Origin of the sequence: Butyrivibrio sp. (assembly GCF_017940685.1) — a bacterium.
Lineage (GTDB): Bacteria > Bacillota > Clostridia > Lachnospirales > Lachnospiraceae > Butyrivibrio.
Genome location: NZ_JAGAYD010000121.1, coordinates 11,841 through 28,442, shown reverse-complemented (window position 1 = coordinate 28,442; position 16,602 = coordinate 11,841). Strand labels below are relative to the sequence as shown.

Sequence of the window (16,602 nt, the reverse complement as noted above, 5' to 3'; positions counted from 1 at the left end):
TTTCAGCCCATTGGGCTGTGCGAACATCATGTGTGATCTGATCCATACCTGGCCTCCTTTAAAAAACTAGTTAGTTTTTTCAGTTTTTTAAAGTAAACCATAGTAGCGGATTAAATCATAGGCGCGTTATTTGACGCTTACTTTCTATTACATATCACCCAGTTCATCTTCAAACTCCCACCACGCAGCTATCTTCTGTTTCACTGCGCAGACCATTTTAGTACTGTATATAAAAAAGCAGTTCCATGGCTTTATGTCATCGAACTGCTTTCATTACTGAATATGATGTTTCACTGAAGTCGCTAAACCTGTGCTTACCTAAACTTCAAACATCTTACTATTTTATTATTTCTTTACCAGATATGTTTATTCTTTCTATGGTATTCAATATATGGTACATTTGCTTCTGTCAACTCGATCTTCATGTCTTCATCTATTCCTAATAAGTCATAGTTCTCCTTACTAATAAGCGACGAGATAAGTACAGAGCCGTCATTCTCAAATGCAATATATCCCTTATCAAAAAGCTTGTCGTGATTAGGACAAAGAAGCAGTCCATTTTCAACTGAAGTCTTTTCCTTTGCTGAGCTCTCAGCCCAAGGCTTAATATGACTTGCCACCAACAAATCTGACATATTCATTCCGCATATAGCACATCCGTCATACCTCTCAAGGAGCTTTTGTCTAAATCTAGACTGATTCACCCTTGCTTTAGTTAGTATTTCTCGTTCTTTACCAACAACCTCTTCACTATCAATCTTTTCATCTTCCAAAATTGTTTCCGTGTTAACACGCGCTAATTCATTGATAATTACTCGGTTTTTGCTGAATTTTTTAAGAGTGTTCTCTTCTGCATCGATCTGTTCAATGTAGTCCAGCACTTCCTCCGTTATTTTCCTTGGAGTTCGGATTTGTCCTCGAACTCCATGCTCGGCTAATGCCTTAGCACCAAATAAATCTGATTCAACAAATTCTGAAAGCACTGTAAGTCGCATAGAGTTACCATATGACTCAACAAATTCTTCCTCTAACTCTTCATCAGTTATTCCGGTTATATACTTTCTATCATCAATATCTGAAGTTGCCATATTGGCTTTAACCACTTTACACTTGAGCCGTATTTTCTGAATTGGTTTTCCAAGATATATGTATACAATATCTCCTTCTTCTAGCTTATACATACCCTGATTCCAGTCCAATGTTTTTAGTTCATTAAATGCCCTAACCGTATCAAATGACTTATTGGCCGATATTAACCACTTCGTAGGAATTTTCGCCATTTATTGACTCCTTTCTTAATGTAGATGTACACACAAGTAAAACTTTCAATTAATGCTTGCGTTATGAACAATGCTATGTATTATTATACTTCTTATCGTTTTCATCTTCACTATATCTAGTAGTTTGTTTTATTTAATTCTTCTGTCAAATCTTTTATTCGACACTTATAGTATGCATTAAGCCTTTTAAGATATTTATTCAAGGAATGATTGTAGTTCATTGTGATAATTCCATCACTATAAGTAGCATCCGTAACAATCTGCTCTAATACTCTTTTCTCTGGAAAAATTTCCTTACGTGTCATCCAGTCGTAAATAGATGCTCGATCTACTGATCTGTTGCTTATTGCTTTCATCTCGTTGCATACATCTTCCATTTTCATATTCAGCGCCTGGGCGATATCCTCTGCAGTAACCGTTGATGATAATAATTCTTCCTTTTCGTCAATATTACATATTCCCATAACAAAAACTAAATACAGAAATGGATCAGGTTTATAGGTGACTGTTCCAACGCAAATATCCTTGTCTCTTTCAGCTATTGCATACATGCTATTTTCTTCCAATGGCTGCGGAGTTTTACTTTCTTTTCTTGATACACAAAAATCAACTCCTCCTACTATGTTGTCTTCTTCCACAGGAGTGTATTCCACATTGAGACTTGTCTTTTCATTTATCTCTTTCACCGCTGTACTCAAAATTCTTTTATTAAAATTGCTAGCACCCTTTTCTTTCTCCATTCCAGCATTCGGAGCAAGAATACTTTTTAGTTCTGACAAATTGAATGTAGCCTTATTAGAATCGCCGAGTTTTCTATTCCTCATCTTAATTACACGATCTGCCCTTAGCAGCTCATATAGCCGCAACGCCTCGACAGTCCTGAGCTTCATTACCTCTTCTACGCTTATAGGAGTAAAGTCATCTTCTAAATTGATGATAAGGTTCGTAAGCGATTTGTTGTAGATCATTGTAAACTTTCCGTTTTCAAATCTAGCTTCATCAACAACGTTAAACATTTCATACTGGTCTTTTACATCACCTTTTATGCTTACCTGCCACTTAAAAATAGACTCCTTGCTGTCTTTTTCGCAAAGCTCTCTGATTCTCTTATAAATGCTGTTTGATTTAAGACTAAGAAACTTTTTAATATCAGAGCCGTAAACAACTGAATTTACACGTCCATCTTCATCAACATATGCAACACTCATACCTATGATAAATAACTGATGAGCAAGCAAAGATCCATTATCCATTGAATATATAAGTGCATTTGATTTTCTATAAAACATTTTTATCCCCCTCCCATCAGTGCTTCTCAGCCCAGTCTATGACAGGTAATTCTTCATCAAGAATTCTTCTTATCTCAGTCTGCCTGTCAGTTACATGTTTCAATGAGCTGTCACTATAAAGATCTCCAAGGCGGATCATCTCATAGAATCCTCTCTCTGCTCTCTGGTAGCATTCAAAAGCTCTTTCGTAATCTACTGCAGTACCTATACCTTCAAAATACATATCTCCAAGACGGAGATACACTTTGCCCGTACAAGGAATAAAAAATCCCTGTCCGTTTTCTAAAAGCCTTTCCGCTTTTATGTATGCAATCCTTGCCATGTTCTCATCTTTTTCAACATAATAGCCATATCTGAACATGTCTCCGAGTTTATACATGGCCTCTGGCATTCCACCAAGAGCTCCCTGGCTAAAATAGTAATAAGCCTTCTCATAGTCAATCTCAGTGCCGTTCCCATAAAGATATGCATAACCAAGATTAGAGAACGCTGTTATCTCTCCGCATTTTGCTGCTTTTTTGTAATACTCGAGGGATTTCTTTTGATCCTGATGTCCAGAGCGCTCGCTATAATGAAATGCTCCAAGGTTGTTATACGCAAGGCCCTGTTCATATGTATCGCCAGTCTCTACTGCTTTTAAATATAATTCGACAATTATATCTGTCACAACTTCAGGCATCTGCTTTGTCATATCCTTTGTATCAAGCATTATTGCCAGGGTAAGGTAATCACATGTCTCATATAGTTTCTGCTCAATGATATCCTTGATAAGAGCATAGAGTCTTGGATTATCCTTTTCATTGAATTTGCGTATAGAGTTTTTTAGATCATTAACTATCTTCTTATCCACTATTTCTGTACCTCCATGACGAAAACATTTCTGTGTTTTCTAAATAGTACAGTTCCTATTGAAAGCATTGGTCTCTTCAAAAGAGACAATTTACTTATCTGCTCCAACAAGCACTTTCTCTGTATATTTGAACAGTGCTTCATTGATCTCATTGATGTCATAGTTACCATTTTCTATGAAGTATCTGACGATCCGATCAAACTTGATCCTTGGAGATAAGGCATATCCTGCCAATTTGATAAAGTCTTCTGTTTCCTCTATGCTCAGCTCTAATCCAACAGCTAAAGCCAGCGCAGTCTTTTTATCAACATTCTTATCTGGATTTATCCTTAGCTTGGATATTATCTTTCTATTCACATTTGCCCTGTTATAAACTTGCGCATCAGTAAGGCCTCTCTCATCAACCAATCTAAAGAATCTTTCAGCAAAACTCTCTGTTTCGCTTACTACAAAATCGTCAATAGCTTCGTCCGCATCAATTTCTTTGTTGTAACCAAGCAGCTCATCGATCCTGGTGATCAGCGCATCTGAAAGTACAAACTCTTCAAGTTCAGATACCGCCAAACTGATCATCATGTCTTTCTTCGGAGCAAACTCTTTAACCGCTGCCATGGCAATATCAATTGCTTTTCTCTTTGGGAAGTGATAGTTATCAAGCATGAATATTGGCATAGCTACTTTTCTGCAGCCAAGCTCTGATGCCAGAGCAAGAGAGTTTTTATAGCATTCTCTGATCACTGATACCTGTTCCTGCTCATCCATTTCTTGGCATGGAATTGCAGTATGTATCACATATTTTGACTTTAAGAAAAATGCTTCAGTACATTTAGCCTCACCATACCGGATCTCGCCGATCAGCCTTCTGGCCTCCAGCATTTGCTCTGCCCCAGCAGCCTGATACAGATCCATTTCTGCGCCAGGAGTACAAATAGGTTTTGTATTAGCAGCATTTACGATCGCATCTGCTTTGATAGATAGAATGTCTTTATGTACAAGCTTGTATGACATGTTTTATATCCTCAGATCCTTTCATTTTTCATAATTGTACAAATTATGCCCATCTAATTAGTCCCCTTAGAGGCGACATGTGCTGTTACATATCATCCAGTTCGTCTTCAAACTCTAACCATCCGAGCAACCTGTCTTCTTCTCTTTCTCTGCGTAGCTCATCCTGGCGTCGCTCAAATTCTCTTCTTTCTTTTTTGCTCATGTTGCTTGTAAGATCCTTGTACTGCTTGTCTGTTAATCTGACATCTTTATCTCTTTTTCCTAAAAACATAACGCCACCTCGCTTTCAATCCAGGCTTCCATCTCTCTTGCAGATATCATAGAACTCGCAAGTGACACAGAAGTGTTTACAGAATCTGTTGTTCCTATGAACACATTTTCTAAGCCAATACAGAAGTCTTTCCATGATATGCCTCCTCAAAAACAACCTTTCTTCGCTGTCTTCTGTTGCCCAATGCATTTCAGATAATTTCAGATAATTGAATTATCCCACAATACTTGGGTGATAAACCGGACAGTAAAAAGCCGCTCAATCGAGCGGCTTAAAGGCACATTCATGGCTCCTTATCATAATTGATTTATATCTTTTTGGCTAACGCCTATTCGATATAAGTGTTGAAGTTCATCTATGTGATTATAGATCTCCTTTACTTGCTCTTTATTAGTTAAATACCACTCATTAGCCGGAGATTCCTCTATATATCTCCCCATTAGTTTTAAAATGGAATGTATTGCATTCTCCATATTTTCACAATCGTCAGTATGTATAACTAAATCTATCTTTGCAAATTCTGGCATACCCGTGGCAATAGATCCCACTCGCTCTGGAGTCCCGACAGCTGTTCTTCCTATTTTGCAAGGAAACTCCATTTTTCCCTTTAATTCTGCCAATTCTTTATATGAAGGATAATAAAACAAGTAAACTTCCTCTTTTCCACATCCTATTATTTCGCACTCGGTTGAAAGTCCTTTTATTTTTGATGAGGTATTGGTGGTCTTAACTAAACTGATGCTACCTCCCGCGTTAGGAATGCTAGAAATATCCCGATATCCCTTTACCACTTTCACAGCATTCCCCTGGCTTTCTAGTAACTTTAATGCAGACTTTACACACGCTGTCACATTATATCCCTTCGCCACATATCCACCACGATTTCGAAATTCTTCCCCAATCGTTTGAATTATAGTCTCCCTTTTAACTCGTTTTCCATCGAACAGTTCAACAATCAAGGGCGCTATCACTGAAGCCCTCATTTCAATCTCGCGATACCTATCACCGGTGTCATTTCTTTTACGTACCTTTGTATCTATCTCGGAATTCTCACTAATCACTAAAGCTCCTTTCTTATGGAACATACTCCCCGTCATCTACTTTTTCACGTGGGGATGACAATTTCCATAATACCATTTTTATATTTCCACTCTATTCAGTTTTGTTTACTACATATAGTAAGTATATCTTATGGGGCGTTACTGTCATTAAACCTGTAGTTGAAACCAATGATATTACACTCTTGCGAGTAGCTAAAAGTTCTTTTCCTAATGCCTTTCTGGCTGTTATACTTATAATAAAAAAATAAGAGTCCGATAATCACACCAGCATAAATTGTGCTTTTCGAACTCTTTTATACACTTTAAACCGCAATATGTAGTTTGGGGGGCAAGATTACTTAAGTTGTAAAGTATACTTTGAAATCATCTTGCAAAGGCATTAGCAGCCTACAACCTCTCTAAACAGCTCATTTAGTGCTGTCCAGTCATGATTATGATCATCTTCGAGTTTATCCGCTATCTCTTTTTGCCTTGCCACTTCAGTTTCTATAAACTCTTTGATTACTGGGAGCTGAGGATTCTCTTCTTTCTCAGTTGTCTTTTTCTTAATTTCAAGGAGTTCGTCGATGGCGCTTCTAAGCTCTAAGGGCAGGTTCATTTTAAGCAGCTCATCAAAAAGAACAGGAGGAGCTACATGATTTTCCTCAATGTACATTGCAGCTAGCAGCGGTCTTAACGCATAGAAATACTTTTTATACCTGACAGTGTCTCCCATAAGATAATCATGCAAAGTCCCGTTGGCTGTTCCATAATAGTGGTAAACAGCTGATTTTTCTGAAAAATACTGTTTTGATACTTCAGCTATTTTCTTCCACTCTGGTGTTGTTCGGTAGACTATCGGTGAACCACTCCACTCAAACAATGTGGCATTTCCTCTTGCAAACTGCTTAAGAGCTTTTTTAAGATCCCAGCCATTTATATCAAGGACTTCATCAAGTTGCCATTCAATAACATCTCTTGGCTCATCAAGCCTTAAATAATCATCCCTCTTTCTGACATATACGAATCTGACGTCATAGTCACTGTCTGGTGACGCAAAGCCCCAGGCTCTGCTTCCTGATTCCACTGCGTGAAGGATCTTCACGTTTTCTTTTTCTTCAATTTCATTTAGCTTTTCATCTATCTCTTTTAAAATATCTCTCATTTAAGTTCTCCAGTCACTACATATCTGTTGATGCGCTCTACGAATTTCTCAACATTTTCCATATCTGGATTATCACGCAGAGTGGTCTTTGCCGCAGCCTCGTCAAGTTTCTTCTCATACTCATCGAGCATTTCAAAGAAGGCTGCAGAAAATGTTCCATCTGCTTCCATGAAATCTCCCCTACGGATGGCAAGAAGTGTGTCAAGGTCATGAGCTCTATGAGTTATGATCTCGCCCTTTTCCAGGATATCGATAGCCATCATAAAGAGCCTTATCAAATGCATCGCATGTTTATTAAGATGGTTATTATCTTTCTTTTTATTGCGTTTGCCAATCTTGTCATAATCACGGACAACGCTTCTCATAACACTCCAGACATCTTCGTAATCGCGAAGTGGGAAGTGTTTGTAATTGGCATCCACAAATATCTCAGTATCAAGTTCGGGATTCTGAGCCTTATCTATGTATAGCTTAAGGCCGCCATCAGTTTTCCCATAATATCTTCTGTTCACATCATCAAGAGCATGCATTACTGATTTCAGGATGTGCTTTTCCCTATCGCTCTGGGCTAGTGTATCTCTTGCTATTGCATTCTGAAGTCTTCGTAGCTGCGAGTCTGCATAGCCCCCGAAGCTCTTGATAGCTCTTTTTGATAAAAAGATATGAGTATTATCTATCAGTTCCTGGCCAAGTTCTGACTTGATAAGATATTGGTCCTCGTCAAGGCCAAGCATTTCACATGTGTTTGGATTGCACTCCAAAAGAAGCTTCACCAATTTGTTGAAGCCATAGATCACAGTGTCAGTCTTGTCATCTTCATACTGTTCAAACTCCGTCAGTCCTAAAAGGTCTGATGACATCTGAAGTGTGACACCTCTGAAATCAATATCGCTGTTATCATTATTAGTTCCATATGCATAGCTCCCGCCAAGGCCAAGGAGCATTATTCTGTTTCCAAGTCTTTCGTTGGTCCTGAGGAAATCATATTCCTCGGAATTCATAATCTTTTTAAAATCTATATCCATAATGCGTCTACGCTTCCTTCTTTACAATCACATTAACTATTATACTAGCATTTCCTCGCATCAAGAACACATTAATAAAACAGAGCTCCGGAACGTCTGCGCTCCGGAGCTCTGTACTATGTAAACATCATTGTAGGAGATGGTTTTCCTCTGTGTTATAGCTCTTTTCCATCTGTATCGACTACTTCAAGCTGGTCATTGTCTCTCTTGTCGATTGCCAGTTGCTTGCTCTTACTTCCTGCCAGATATAACAGTATTGCCAGAATGTCGTCTACCGGTCCTGGCATGAAATCTACTGGCGAAACAACATACACAATCAGCAATGTGAACAAAATCCATTTCATGTAAGTATTCATTGGCACTCCTCCTCTTATTTAGAATCACGTTTCTTAGTTAAATTCAGTATAAAAAAGAGGAAGAAGGGAATACATGATTGTTTGAGCAAATAAAGGCTTTTTATTCCCCATTTTCAGCAAAAACTCCGTCACAAAATCATTTGCGGCGGAGTTGCTTTTTCATATTGGTTCTTATTCAGTTGGCCATCTCATTCCTTATCAAAACTCCCACGGAATATACGCCGCAGCCACCGCCAGCAGCACCGCAGGTAGCATATTTGCAACCCTGATCTTCTTTCCCCACACAAGATTCAAACCCACGCAGAATATCAGTATCGATCCTACTAGCGACAGATAGCTTACCGCTGTTTCTGTCATCAGTGGTGAGATCAGCTTGGCGATAAGTGTTATGGAGCCTTCAAAGAGGAATATCGGGATTGCAGAAAATACGCAGCCTTTTCCCATAGAAGAAGTCATAACAGCGATAATAATAAGGTCTAGTACAGATTTTACTGCCAGCGTAGAGTAGTCACCCAATACTCCATCCTGTATTGCTCCTACGATTGCCATAGCACCAATACATACAGTAAGTGAGGCTGTAACGAAGGCGTCTACAAACATCTTATCTCCGCTGTTGCCAGTCTTTTCTTTTAACCACTCTCCAAATCTCTCAAATCCCTTCTCAATCCTGAGGATTTCTCCGATTACCGTTCCGATAGCAAGGGTTAATACTATAAGCATTGATTTTCCGCTTATAAGGCTACCACCATCAATCGACAGCATTCCTTGCATCGCGCCGGCTATGGCAATGAACAGAACGCTGATCCCGCAGGTCTTGGTTATAGAATCCTGCTGGTCTTCCGAAAAGAGATTCCCAACGAAGCGTCCTAACAGACCTCCTGCAATGATACATATTACATTGATTATTGTCCCCAAACCTACCATTTTAAACTTATCTCCGATTCCTCACTATCCCTATGCAATACCGTACTGCCTAGCCTTTTCCTTTGGCAGGACAAAGTCATCAAACTTCTCAAAAGCATCACTAAGTTCCCACCAGCTGGTGCCCATGAATCCATTTTTCATATCAGAAGACAGCTCTCTGATAGCTGTGTGGTTATGGTAGACATCGGACAGGCCTGGTAATTTCTTTTCGACCTCTCCATTTCCATTCTTCGTATACTCAGCATGTTCAATGTTAAATGGATCGCGAACCAGCAAAAACCACTTGCCATCGTGAAGCTTAACATCCAGTACCGTCAATATATGGCCAGCATTATAGACCACCGGCACAGTTCTTTTTTCCCTGATCTCATTGATCATAACCTTGAGATAGGCAAGCTCATCGGCTGAGTACCTCTGCTCTTTATTAGGTACAAGTAAACTCTTGATATTGGTCTTCATCAGCCGCTTTTCCATATCTGTAATCTGCTTATCATCTTTTTCCAGTTCGTAGTATTTTACTTCTCCGTTAACGATTTCCCATAGTTTATCAAAGGTTACATCTTCCTTGGCACACTCCATAATAAGGTCAGGTATCATAGAGGGTATATCCTTCGTGCCAGTAATTGGAGAAGTGTCAGTCAGTATTGTATTAGTATTCAGATTGCGTCTTATGACATTTGTATATGTCTCCACCATATAATCTGAACAGTCCGTAAGGTCTTTCAGTTTTGATATGAGAAGTTCTTTCTGATCCTCTTTGATCTTGCCTTTCTCTACAAGTTCCGCAAACTTTACATCCAGTTCGCTATCCGAATATATTAAACTATTGCCTTTCAGTACATCATCCACAACTGACCTGATAAACTTATCCTCGCTCTCGGGGTCTTCAATGTAATTTTCCTGGTTCTTGGCCATGGTGATCAGTAACGTATAAATTTGATCATGCAAATATGCCGGTATAGATCCAAGTATTACTCGGGACTGGTAATCACTTAATGCTTTTTCTCTCCTAATTGCTTCTTTAAACACACAACCACCGTTGGTTACGTCGGATTGAGTTTTACCCACATAATACTTGCCAGTCATATGCATAAGTGCAGCGTGAGGTTCACCTGCAGTCAGCTCTTCATCTAAGTTCTTCAGCACACCATTTTCATCGATATCAGGTTTTCCTTGGTTAAAGCCGGCTGCAGCGTAAGCTTTTTCCAAAAGCTGCATCCACATACAATCACAGCTTCCTTCCTCACCGGTCTCATAGTGTTTTTTAACCTTCACATAGACAGGGCGCATAGTTACATTAACCATAGTTGCAGAGTCATCTATTCTTGTATATACTTTTTTACCATCCTTCTCAACCTCTCCATAGGCCGCATATAGCCTGACAATTACGTTCCCATCTCCCAGGTCATGGAACATATCGCGGATTGCCTCAGGATCAGTAGAAAGAATCGTTTGGACCGCTCCCACCAAGTAGCAGTTGCCCAGTACTCCCTGCTTGACGTCATTAAGGTTTGGTGAATGAGGGAAAAGAGGAAGATTTCTCATGTTACTCTCTTCCGAATCCCCAAAGTAAGTCTTCTTCGTGTATACTGCCTTTTGCTCTTCTATAGCCTTCAGTTCTCCGAGTTTTAGATGATTTCCTAAAGTACCGCATGACATCTCTGCATAATGCTTATATGCTTCGTGGATCTTTCTTTTGAGAAGAGGATAATCTCCATGCTCTTCCTGGATCATCTTATCCACGCTCAGATTAAACTTCTCTAAAAAAGCCTGCTCCATCTCATATGTATCCCTGTTGACCATGCCTCTGACCTGACAGTAGCAGGAAAGCGCCTCAGCAGCGTCCTTCATTGACTGAGGATATTCCTTACCCGCCGGCATCAGGTTAGCGATTTGACAATAGTCCTTATAGAGCTGCATTTTCATTGGATCCTTGAAGTACTTATTAAGCTCAACCTTGGGAGCATAAGTGCCATCTCCAAAGGTTATACTCTGATCAGCGTTTGCCTCCCCGAAATCCTTAAGCTCCTGTGGCAAGCGGACAAGGTCTCTCTTGGAAACATCGTATAACTCTGCTCCGTGGTGATTGGTCCTTTTTTTGCTGTATAACCAGCTTGCAAACCTTGTGATCCCTAAAATAGTCTTGTTCCTCACATAGTCAAATATACTTCCGAATGAGAATTTCTCCTTTTTTCTGTAAGTGTTTTTAAGCCATTCATCATGGAAAAGATAATTCGAGGCCTCCGCCCTGATATCAGCCGTATCAAATTTCATTCTCTGAGCTTGATTTCTAAGAATGCGCTGAAGCTCCTTATTCCTTTTGGTTTTTTCCTCGGAAATATCTACGACTTTTGCATAGGTTTCAAGGGCCTTTATTTCTTCGGCATGTTCGCCCTTGAGCTCATCTGTAGCAGCATCGCAGCGCATGGCTTCATTAAGATCCTTTGTTCTTTTATTGATCCGAAGTTCACTGGCCAGATACACAAGACTATTAAGCCTTTCCTTCTCCTTCGGAGCAAGAAACGACTGGCATTTTATGCTAAGATCAAGGATTTTAGGGGCATTCGTATAAATTACAAAGTCTGAATACTCACCCTCTGCAAGAGTTGCGGTCAAAGTCCTTAGCTCTTCCCTAAGTTGTTTTTGTTCCGCATCGTCAGGATGATGCTTCTTTGCCTTTTCGATGGCTGACATCTTAGAATCATCATAGAAATTCTTAAAGGCCATATCCATCTCATCATCTTCCGGCGGAGCCATGTACAGACCTGCGTTATAGTCATTTATAGATTCAAAAATAGCCCTATAGCTTGTAAGAGCCTCTTTATATTCTTTCTGAAGGTCTTTTCGGTCCTTAACAGAGAGCTTGGCGATCTTTAAAGATCCATCCTCTGATATGCCACCATGCGCCAGGATTATTTCCTTTAGTTTCTTAAGTGGAGTGCTGAGCTTACAAACCTCATCCAAAAGACCTATATCCCGGAAGTTCTGCTCCAAATTGTAGAAACCCTGATGATCATTCTTTTGATAAGTAAGGGCATTTACAAAATCAAGCTGGGTAAGGATTGCGCCAATTTTTCCATAGGATTCCTCAACAGATTCCGGGAGCTTTAACCTAGCGATCTTCTTTCCTCTTTCAAACACGCCCTCTTTCTCGGTCTTATCAAAGCCATCCACCTCTCCCTTAGACTCAAGCTGGTCAATGTACTGTGAAATAGTAAGGTTCTCAAGCTTCTCTTTATGGGCTAAAAGATCTTTAGAAAGATTAAGGCTCTTATTATCAACGATGTTGGCGCTTAATGTGCCTGACATTTTGTCCAGATATTTGTTCATAATATCTGTGCCGGTAGCCTTAATCGCATCCGCACCTCCTCTAACGTTTAGCAGAAGGCTCCGCACACGTTTTTCATCAGGAGTATCCTTCATGGGATTCTTAGTAGAAAGCTTACTTACATCATGGGTAATATAATAGCGGTCCGTCATCAGGCTCTTCATGAGTCTGTAGTAGTTTACAAGGCCGTTGGCCTGTCCAAGCTTATTTTCAAACTGGTCCCGCAGATCCTCTGGAAGCTTATCGTAATCATCCCTGTGCTCAACTATAAGGCGAACGATCGCTTCGTGCTTGACACTGAGCTTTTCAAGAAGGGATGCCTTACCTGCAAGCTTTTTAGGGCTGGAAATATTAAGGTTCTCTATAGAAAGCTTCATAAACTCACGAATGCAGTATTTTAGTACTCCCTCAGACTTATGCTCCATATCTGTGTAGCCATTTATTAGAGCTCTGTCTATTTCTTTTTTACCTGTAAAAAATGCCGCAATGTGCTTAACGCATGATTTATCCAGATTGAATCCAGAAAGAGCCTTGTCAGTATACTTGTCTATCTTCTCTGCCCGTTCCTTCTCGGCATTTCTGAGAACTGCCCCATAGGCTTTCTTGCTTTTGGAGTCTAGTTTTACTATGGCCTTCTCCTCAGAAACGGTAGCCCTGGAATCAGCTCTTATCCCACTAAGATAGTCCATCGTAAGCTGCTTCTTTTCTAATTCGTCACCATTCTGATACTTCAAGCGGTTGTTTACCTGGTATATATCTTTGGGGACCTGTATAGTGTCATGATTTGACTGGATGAAGTATTCCTGACTCATATTTCCTCCAACGCCTTCTGAAGTCTAATTCCATCAAGTACAATTTTAGCATTCTAAAGTTTATACGAACAAGTTTTTAAGGGTGGCAATTTGACACTATTCATTCGAAATCTCGTTTTTCGTTATATAATGATAAAAATAAAAACTCACGCAGAAAGAGACGATACGATGAATACACTAATAGCACCCGATAATAACTGGGCACTCTTATCAATACTGTTTTTTTCAAGCTTTTTAGCCATCTATCTTGAGCAGAAGTACAAATGGGCAGCCAAGCTCACCGGAGCCATTATTACCCTGGCTATTGCTGTCCTTCTTACAAACTTTGGTGTTATCCCAACCAGCGCACCTGTCTTTGACGACATCGTATGGGGATATGCTGTTCCCCTGGCGATCCCGCTGCTCCTTCTAGATGCCAACGTAATCAAGATCTGGCGGGAGACGGGAAAGCTTCTTTTGATGTTCCTTATTGGAGCCGCTGGCACCTTCGTTGGTGCTCTTGTGGGAACAGCTCTTTTGTCAAACCTTGTAAATGGCCTTCCAGGAGTCGCTGCCATGATGACCGGCTCTTACATAGGCGGAGGCGTGAACTTTACTGCTATTGCTGATGCCTTTCACGTAAGTGGCAGCCTTATCTCTGCAGCCACCGTAGCAGATAACCTGAACATGGCTGTATATCTGATGATCCTTCTTGCCATCGCTTCCAGCGCCTTTTTCAAGAGGCATTTCACCCATCCCCACATCGATGAGGTTGAAAAGGCCGGAACTGACAAGGCTGGAGAAACCCTTGCTGCAAGCTATTGGGAGAGGCATGACATCTCACTTAAGGACATCGCTGCTTCCCTGGCATACGCTGCTGTGGTTGTCACTGTTTCAAGGCTCATTGCCGGATTTTTTGCAGGGATCATCCCTGAGAGCAATGGGCTGCTCAAGATGCTGAATACCTTCTTCGGAAGCCAGTACGTATGGATCACCAACGTATCCATGGTGTTTGCTTCCCTCTTCGAGGACAAGGCAAGAGAAATGCATGGTTCCAAGGAAGTCGGAACCTGGCTTATCTATCTGTTTTACTTTGTTATAGGTGTTCCAGCCTCTATCACCATGATCATCCAGAACGCGCCGCTTCTGTTGCTGTTCTGCTTTATTCTAGTGGTGTTTAACATGCTCTTTTGCTTTGGTTTTGGCAAGCTCCTTAAGATCGATCTTGAGGATATCATCCTGGCATCCAACGCCAATATCGGTGGTCCCACCACCGCCGCAGGAATGGCTATTTCCCTCGGATGGACAAAGCTTGTTGGGCCATGTATGCTGGTGGGAACTTTCGGCTATGTGATCGGCACATGGCTTGGTATCATTATTGGTTCAATTCTGGGGGCCTGATATGGGGATGGATATGGAGGATATTATGAATTATTCTGATGTTTTGGATTCATCAAGTCATTTAGATGTTTTAGATTCATCGGGATTTGTATCGATTACTGACGTGGTTCCGGATGTGATACTGGAGATACGCTACTTTTCGACTTTTAATTTCATAGGGGACCGGGTAGACGGTTATAATGAGCCCATAGCTCTTTTGACAAGGCAGGCCGCTTCGGCCCTTAAACTTGCCAGTGATGAGTTCATAAAACTCGGGTACCGGCTAAAGATCTATGACGCCTACAGACCCCAGATGGCTGTTGACCACTTCGTCAGATGGGCCAAAGACCTTGAAGACCAGCGCATGAAGAAGGTCTTCTATCCTGACGTCCCCAAAGACAAGCTCTTTGAACTCGGCTTCATCGCCGAGCACTCCGGCCACAGCCGCGGCAGCACCGTAGACCTCACTCTCTTTGACATGTCCCGTGGCTGCGACGTGGATATGGGCGGATACTTTGATTTCTTCGGCGATATCAGTCATTACGAGCATCTGGATCTATCAGCTTCCCAGCGCCAAAACCGCGCCTTGCTCCGCGACATCATGGTAAATGCAGGCTTCGCTCCCTACGAGTACGAGTGGTGGCACTTCACCCTGGCCCATGAGCCCTATCCTGATACATATTTCGGTTTTCCAGTAAGAAAAGCAGGCAGGTGAATACCTGCCTGCTTTTTTGTATGCCTGCCTGCTCGGTAATATCCTGCCTGGTAGGTATAATTGCGTTAATTTAATACCATTGACCACTTTACCAGCCACTGGTATTACGTTTTTGCATATGTATCGTCTGTTATTTTATCAAATCTAATACCAAAGACTCTTGTATCGTTTTCAGGTATGAATTTCTCATTGTGGGTTAGACTATACTAGAAAAAGCAGCTCAGAAAATCTAATACCTTCTTGCACATATTCTCTCGGTGGTATTAGAAGTGCCCTAATTCGATTTTCAAGGCAAGAAAAAGATAGGACCATCAATAAGAAAAACAATTACAGGTATTAGGCTAGCAAAAATCTCTCCCAAGCACTACTTCTTGCTTGCCTCAAACCTTCATCATCCCCCGCTTGATTACCCAAAAACATCCACCGGAAATTGCTGCTTTGTGGAATCCCTTTATATCAATTCTTATTTGATCTACGCTCTTTTTTATATGCTACAAGGCGTTTCCTCAGTATCAAAACTAGAATAAAACTTCCAATAGCTCCTAGCACCCCAAAGTGTTTGCAACTTGTATGTTCCGGTTTCCCAGCTTCAGAGCTTGATTTATCTATATCAGAGCCAGCTTTATCTACAGTAGAATTGCACAATGCTTCATAAAACTCTTTTGCATTTCTATTGCGCATGTTTATCTTCTCAAAGGCCATCCTTGGGTTATCATCTTCATCCACATGGATCGTTCCACAATGAGTAAACCCGTTCTTTTTGAGCATATTCTGCATTACTATGTTGTCACCATGGGTATCTATCCTGATATGCCCGCACTGATCAAATGCCCATTTAATGCAGAATGACCCTATTCCCTTCTCTGATCCATCCGAAGCAATCCTATGGACAACGCCGTAGTTGCTATCTCCAATCCACTGCCCGTCCTCGATGTTAAGGTAATTGGGTTCAATATCTTTTCCCTTATTAAAGAAGAAAGTTCCTATAACGAAGCCAGCTTCGTTCTCGCACACATAACTGCAGCCCTTGGCGATATCCTGTTTTATCAGTTGCTCTGGCGGCCAGTTTGTAGGTCCCCACTGGTTGGGATTGCCATGCTCTGCCATGAATTTCCTGGCGTGAGCGTATATTTCCATTACTCTATCGAGATCACTATTAGTAGTTTTTCTAATTTCCATA

General features: G+C 40.8%; 14 protein-coding genes. 2 read left to right on the top strand and 12 right to left on the bottom strand.

Translation table 11 applies throughout. From position 1 onward, the window contains the following. Positions 1-353: 353 nt before the first annotated feature. From J6I68_RS07800 to J6I68_RS07750, 11 genes are all read right to left on the bottom strand, one after another. Entirely contained in the window at positions 354-1,280 is a 927-nt protein-coding gene (locus J6I68_RS07800; protein WP_292219263.1) for an HNH endonuclease, read from the bottom strand. A gap of 116 nt (positions 1,281-1,396) precedes the next feature. Beyond that, entirely contained in the window at positions 1,397-2,569 is a 1,173-nt protein-coding gene (locus J6I68_RS07795; RefSeq protein ID WP_292219260.1) for a replication initiation protein, read from the bottom strand. A 16-nt stretch (positions 2,570-2,585) separates the two neighbouring features. Further along, positions 2,586-3,419, bottom strand: coding sequence for a tetratricopeptide repeat protein (locus J6I68_RS07790; RefSeq protein ID WP_292219257.1), 834 nt, complete (start codon positions 3,417-3,419; stop codon positions 2,586-2,588). Positions 3,420-3,509: 90 nt separating this feature from the next. Beyond that, positions 3,510-4,427, bottom strand: coding sequence for a macro domain-containing protein (locus J6I68_RS07785; RefSeq protein WP_292219254.1), 918 nt, complete (start codon positions 4,425-4,427; stop codon positions 3,510-3,512). Between the two features lie 85 nt (positions 4,428-4,512). Further along, on the bottom strand, positions 4,513-4,698 hold the full coding sequence (locus J6I68_RS07780) for a hypothetical protein (RefSeq protein WP_292219251.1): 186 nt from the start codon (positions 4,696-4,698) through the stop codon (positions 4,513-4,515). 296 nt (positions 4,699-4,994) lie between these two features. Beyond that, entirely contained in the window at positions 4,995-5,783 is a 789-nt protein-coding gene (locus J6I68_RS07775) for a GIY-YIG nuclease family protein (protein WP_292219248.1), read from the bottom strand. 355 nt (positions 5,784-6,138) lie between these two features. Next, the gene (locus J6I68_RS07770) at positions 6,139-6,903 is read right to left on the bottom strand and encodes a nucleotidyltransferase domain-containing protein (RefSeq protein ID WP_292219245.1); all 765 of its coding nucleotides are present in this window, start codon (positions 6,901-6,903) and stop codon (positions 6,139-6,141) included. Further along, on the bottom strand, positions 6,900-7,928 hold the full coding sequence (locus J6I68_RS07765) for a nucleotidyltransferase domain-containing protein (RefSeq protein WP_292219243.1): 1,029 nt from the start codon (positions 7,926-7,928) through the stop codon (positions 6,900-6,902). Before J6I68_RS07765 ends, J6I68_RS07770 begins: the two co-directional genes overlap by 4 nt. A gap of 155 nt (positions 7,929-8,083) precedes the next feature. After that, entirely contained in the window at positions 8,084-8,284 is a 201-nt protein-coding gene (locus J6I68_RS07760) for a hypothetical protein (protein WP_292219240.1), read from the bottom strand. A 198-nt stretch (positions 8,285-8,482) separates the two neighbouring features. After that, positions 8,483-9,208, bottom strand: a complete 726-nt coding sequence (locus tag J6I68_RS07755) for a DUF554 domain-containing protein (RefSeq protein WP_292219239.1) — start codon at positions 9,206-9,208, stop codon at positions 8,483-8,485. A 30-nt stretch (positions 9,209-9,238) separates the two neighbouring features. Then, on the bottom strand, positions 9,239-13,348 hold the full coding sequence (locus tag J6I68_RS07750) for a C2 family cysteine protease (RefSeq protein WP_292219237.1): 4,110 nt from the start codon (positions 13,346-13,348) through the stop codon (positions 9,239-9,241). A gap of 168 nt (positions 13,349-13,516) precedes the next feature. Between J6I68_RS07750 and J6I68_RS07745 the strand changes: the two genes are divergently transcribed. Beyond that, the gene (locus J6I68_RS07745; protein WP_292219235.1) at positions 13,517-14,728 is read left to right on the top strand and encodes a DUF819 family protein; all 1,212 of its coding nucleotides are present in this window, start codon (positions 13,517-13,519) and stop codon (positions 14,726-14,728) included. A 1-nt stretch (position 14,729) separates the two neighbouring features. After that, a complete protein-coding gene (locus J6I68_RS07740; protein ID WP_292219233.1) occupies positions 14,730-15,422 on the top strand; it encodes a M15 family metallopeptidase in 693 nt (230 codons plus the stop codon). 456 nt (positions 15,423-15,878) lie between these two features. Here J6I68_RS07740 and J6I68_RS07735 read toward each other — a convergent pair whose 3' ends face one another. Further along, positions 15,879-16,601: a GNAT family N-acetyltransferase gene (locus J6I68_RS07735; protein ID WP_330622454.1), complete on the bottom strand. Its 723-nt coding sequence runs from the start codon at positions 16,599-16,601 to the stop codon at positions 15,879-15,881. Position 16,602 lies beyond the last annotated feature (1 nt).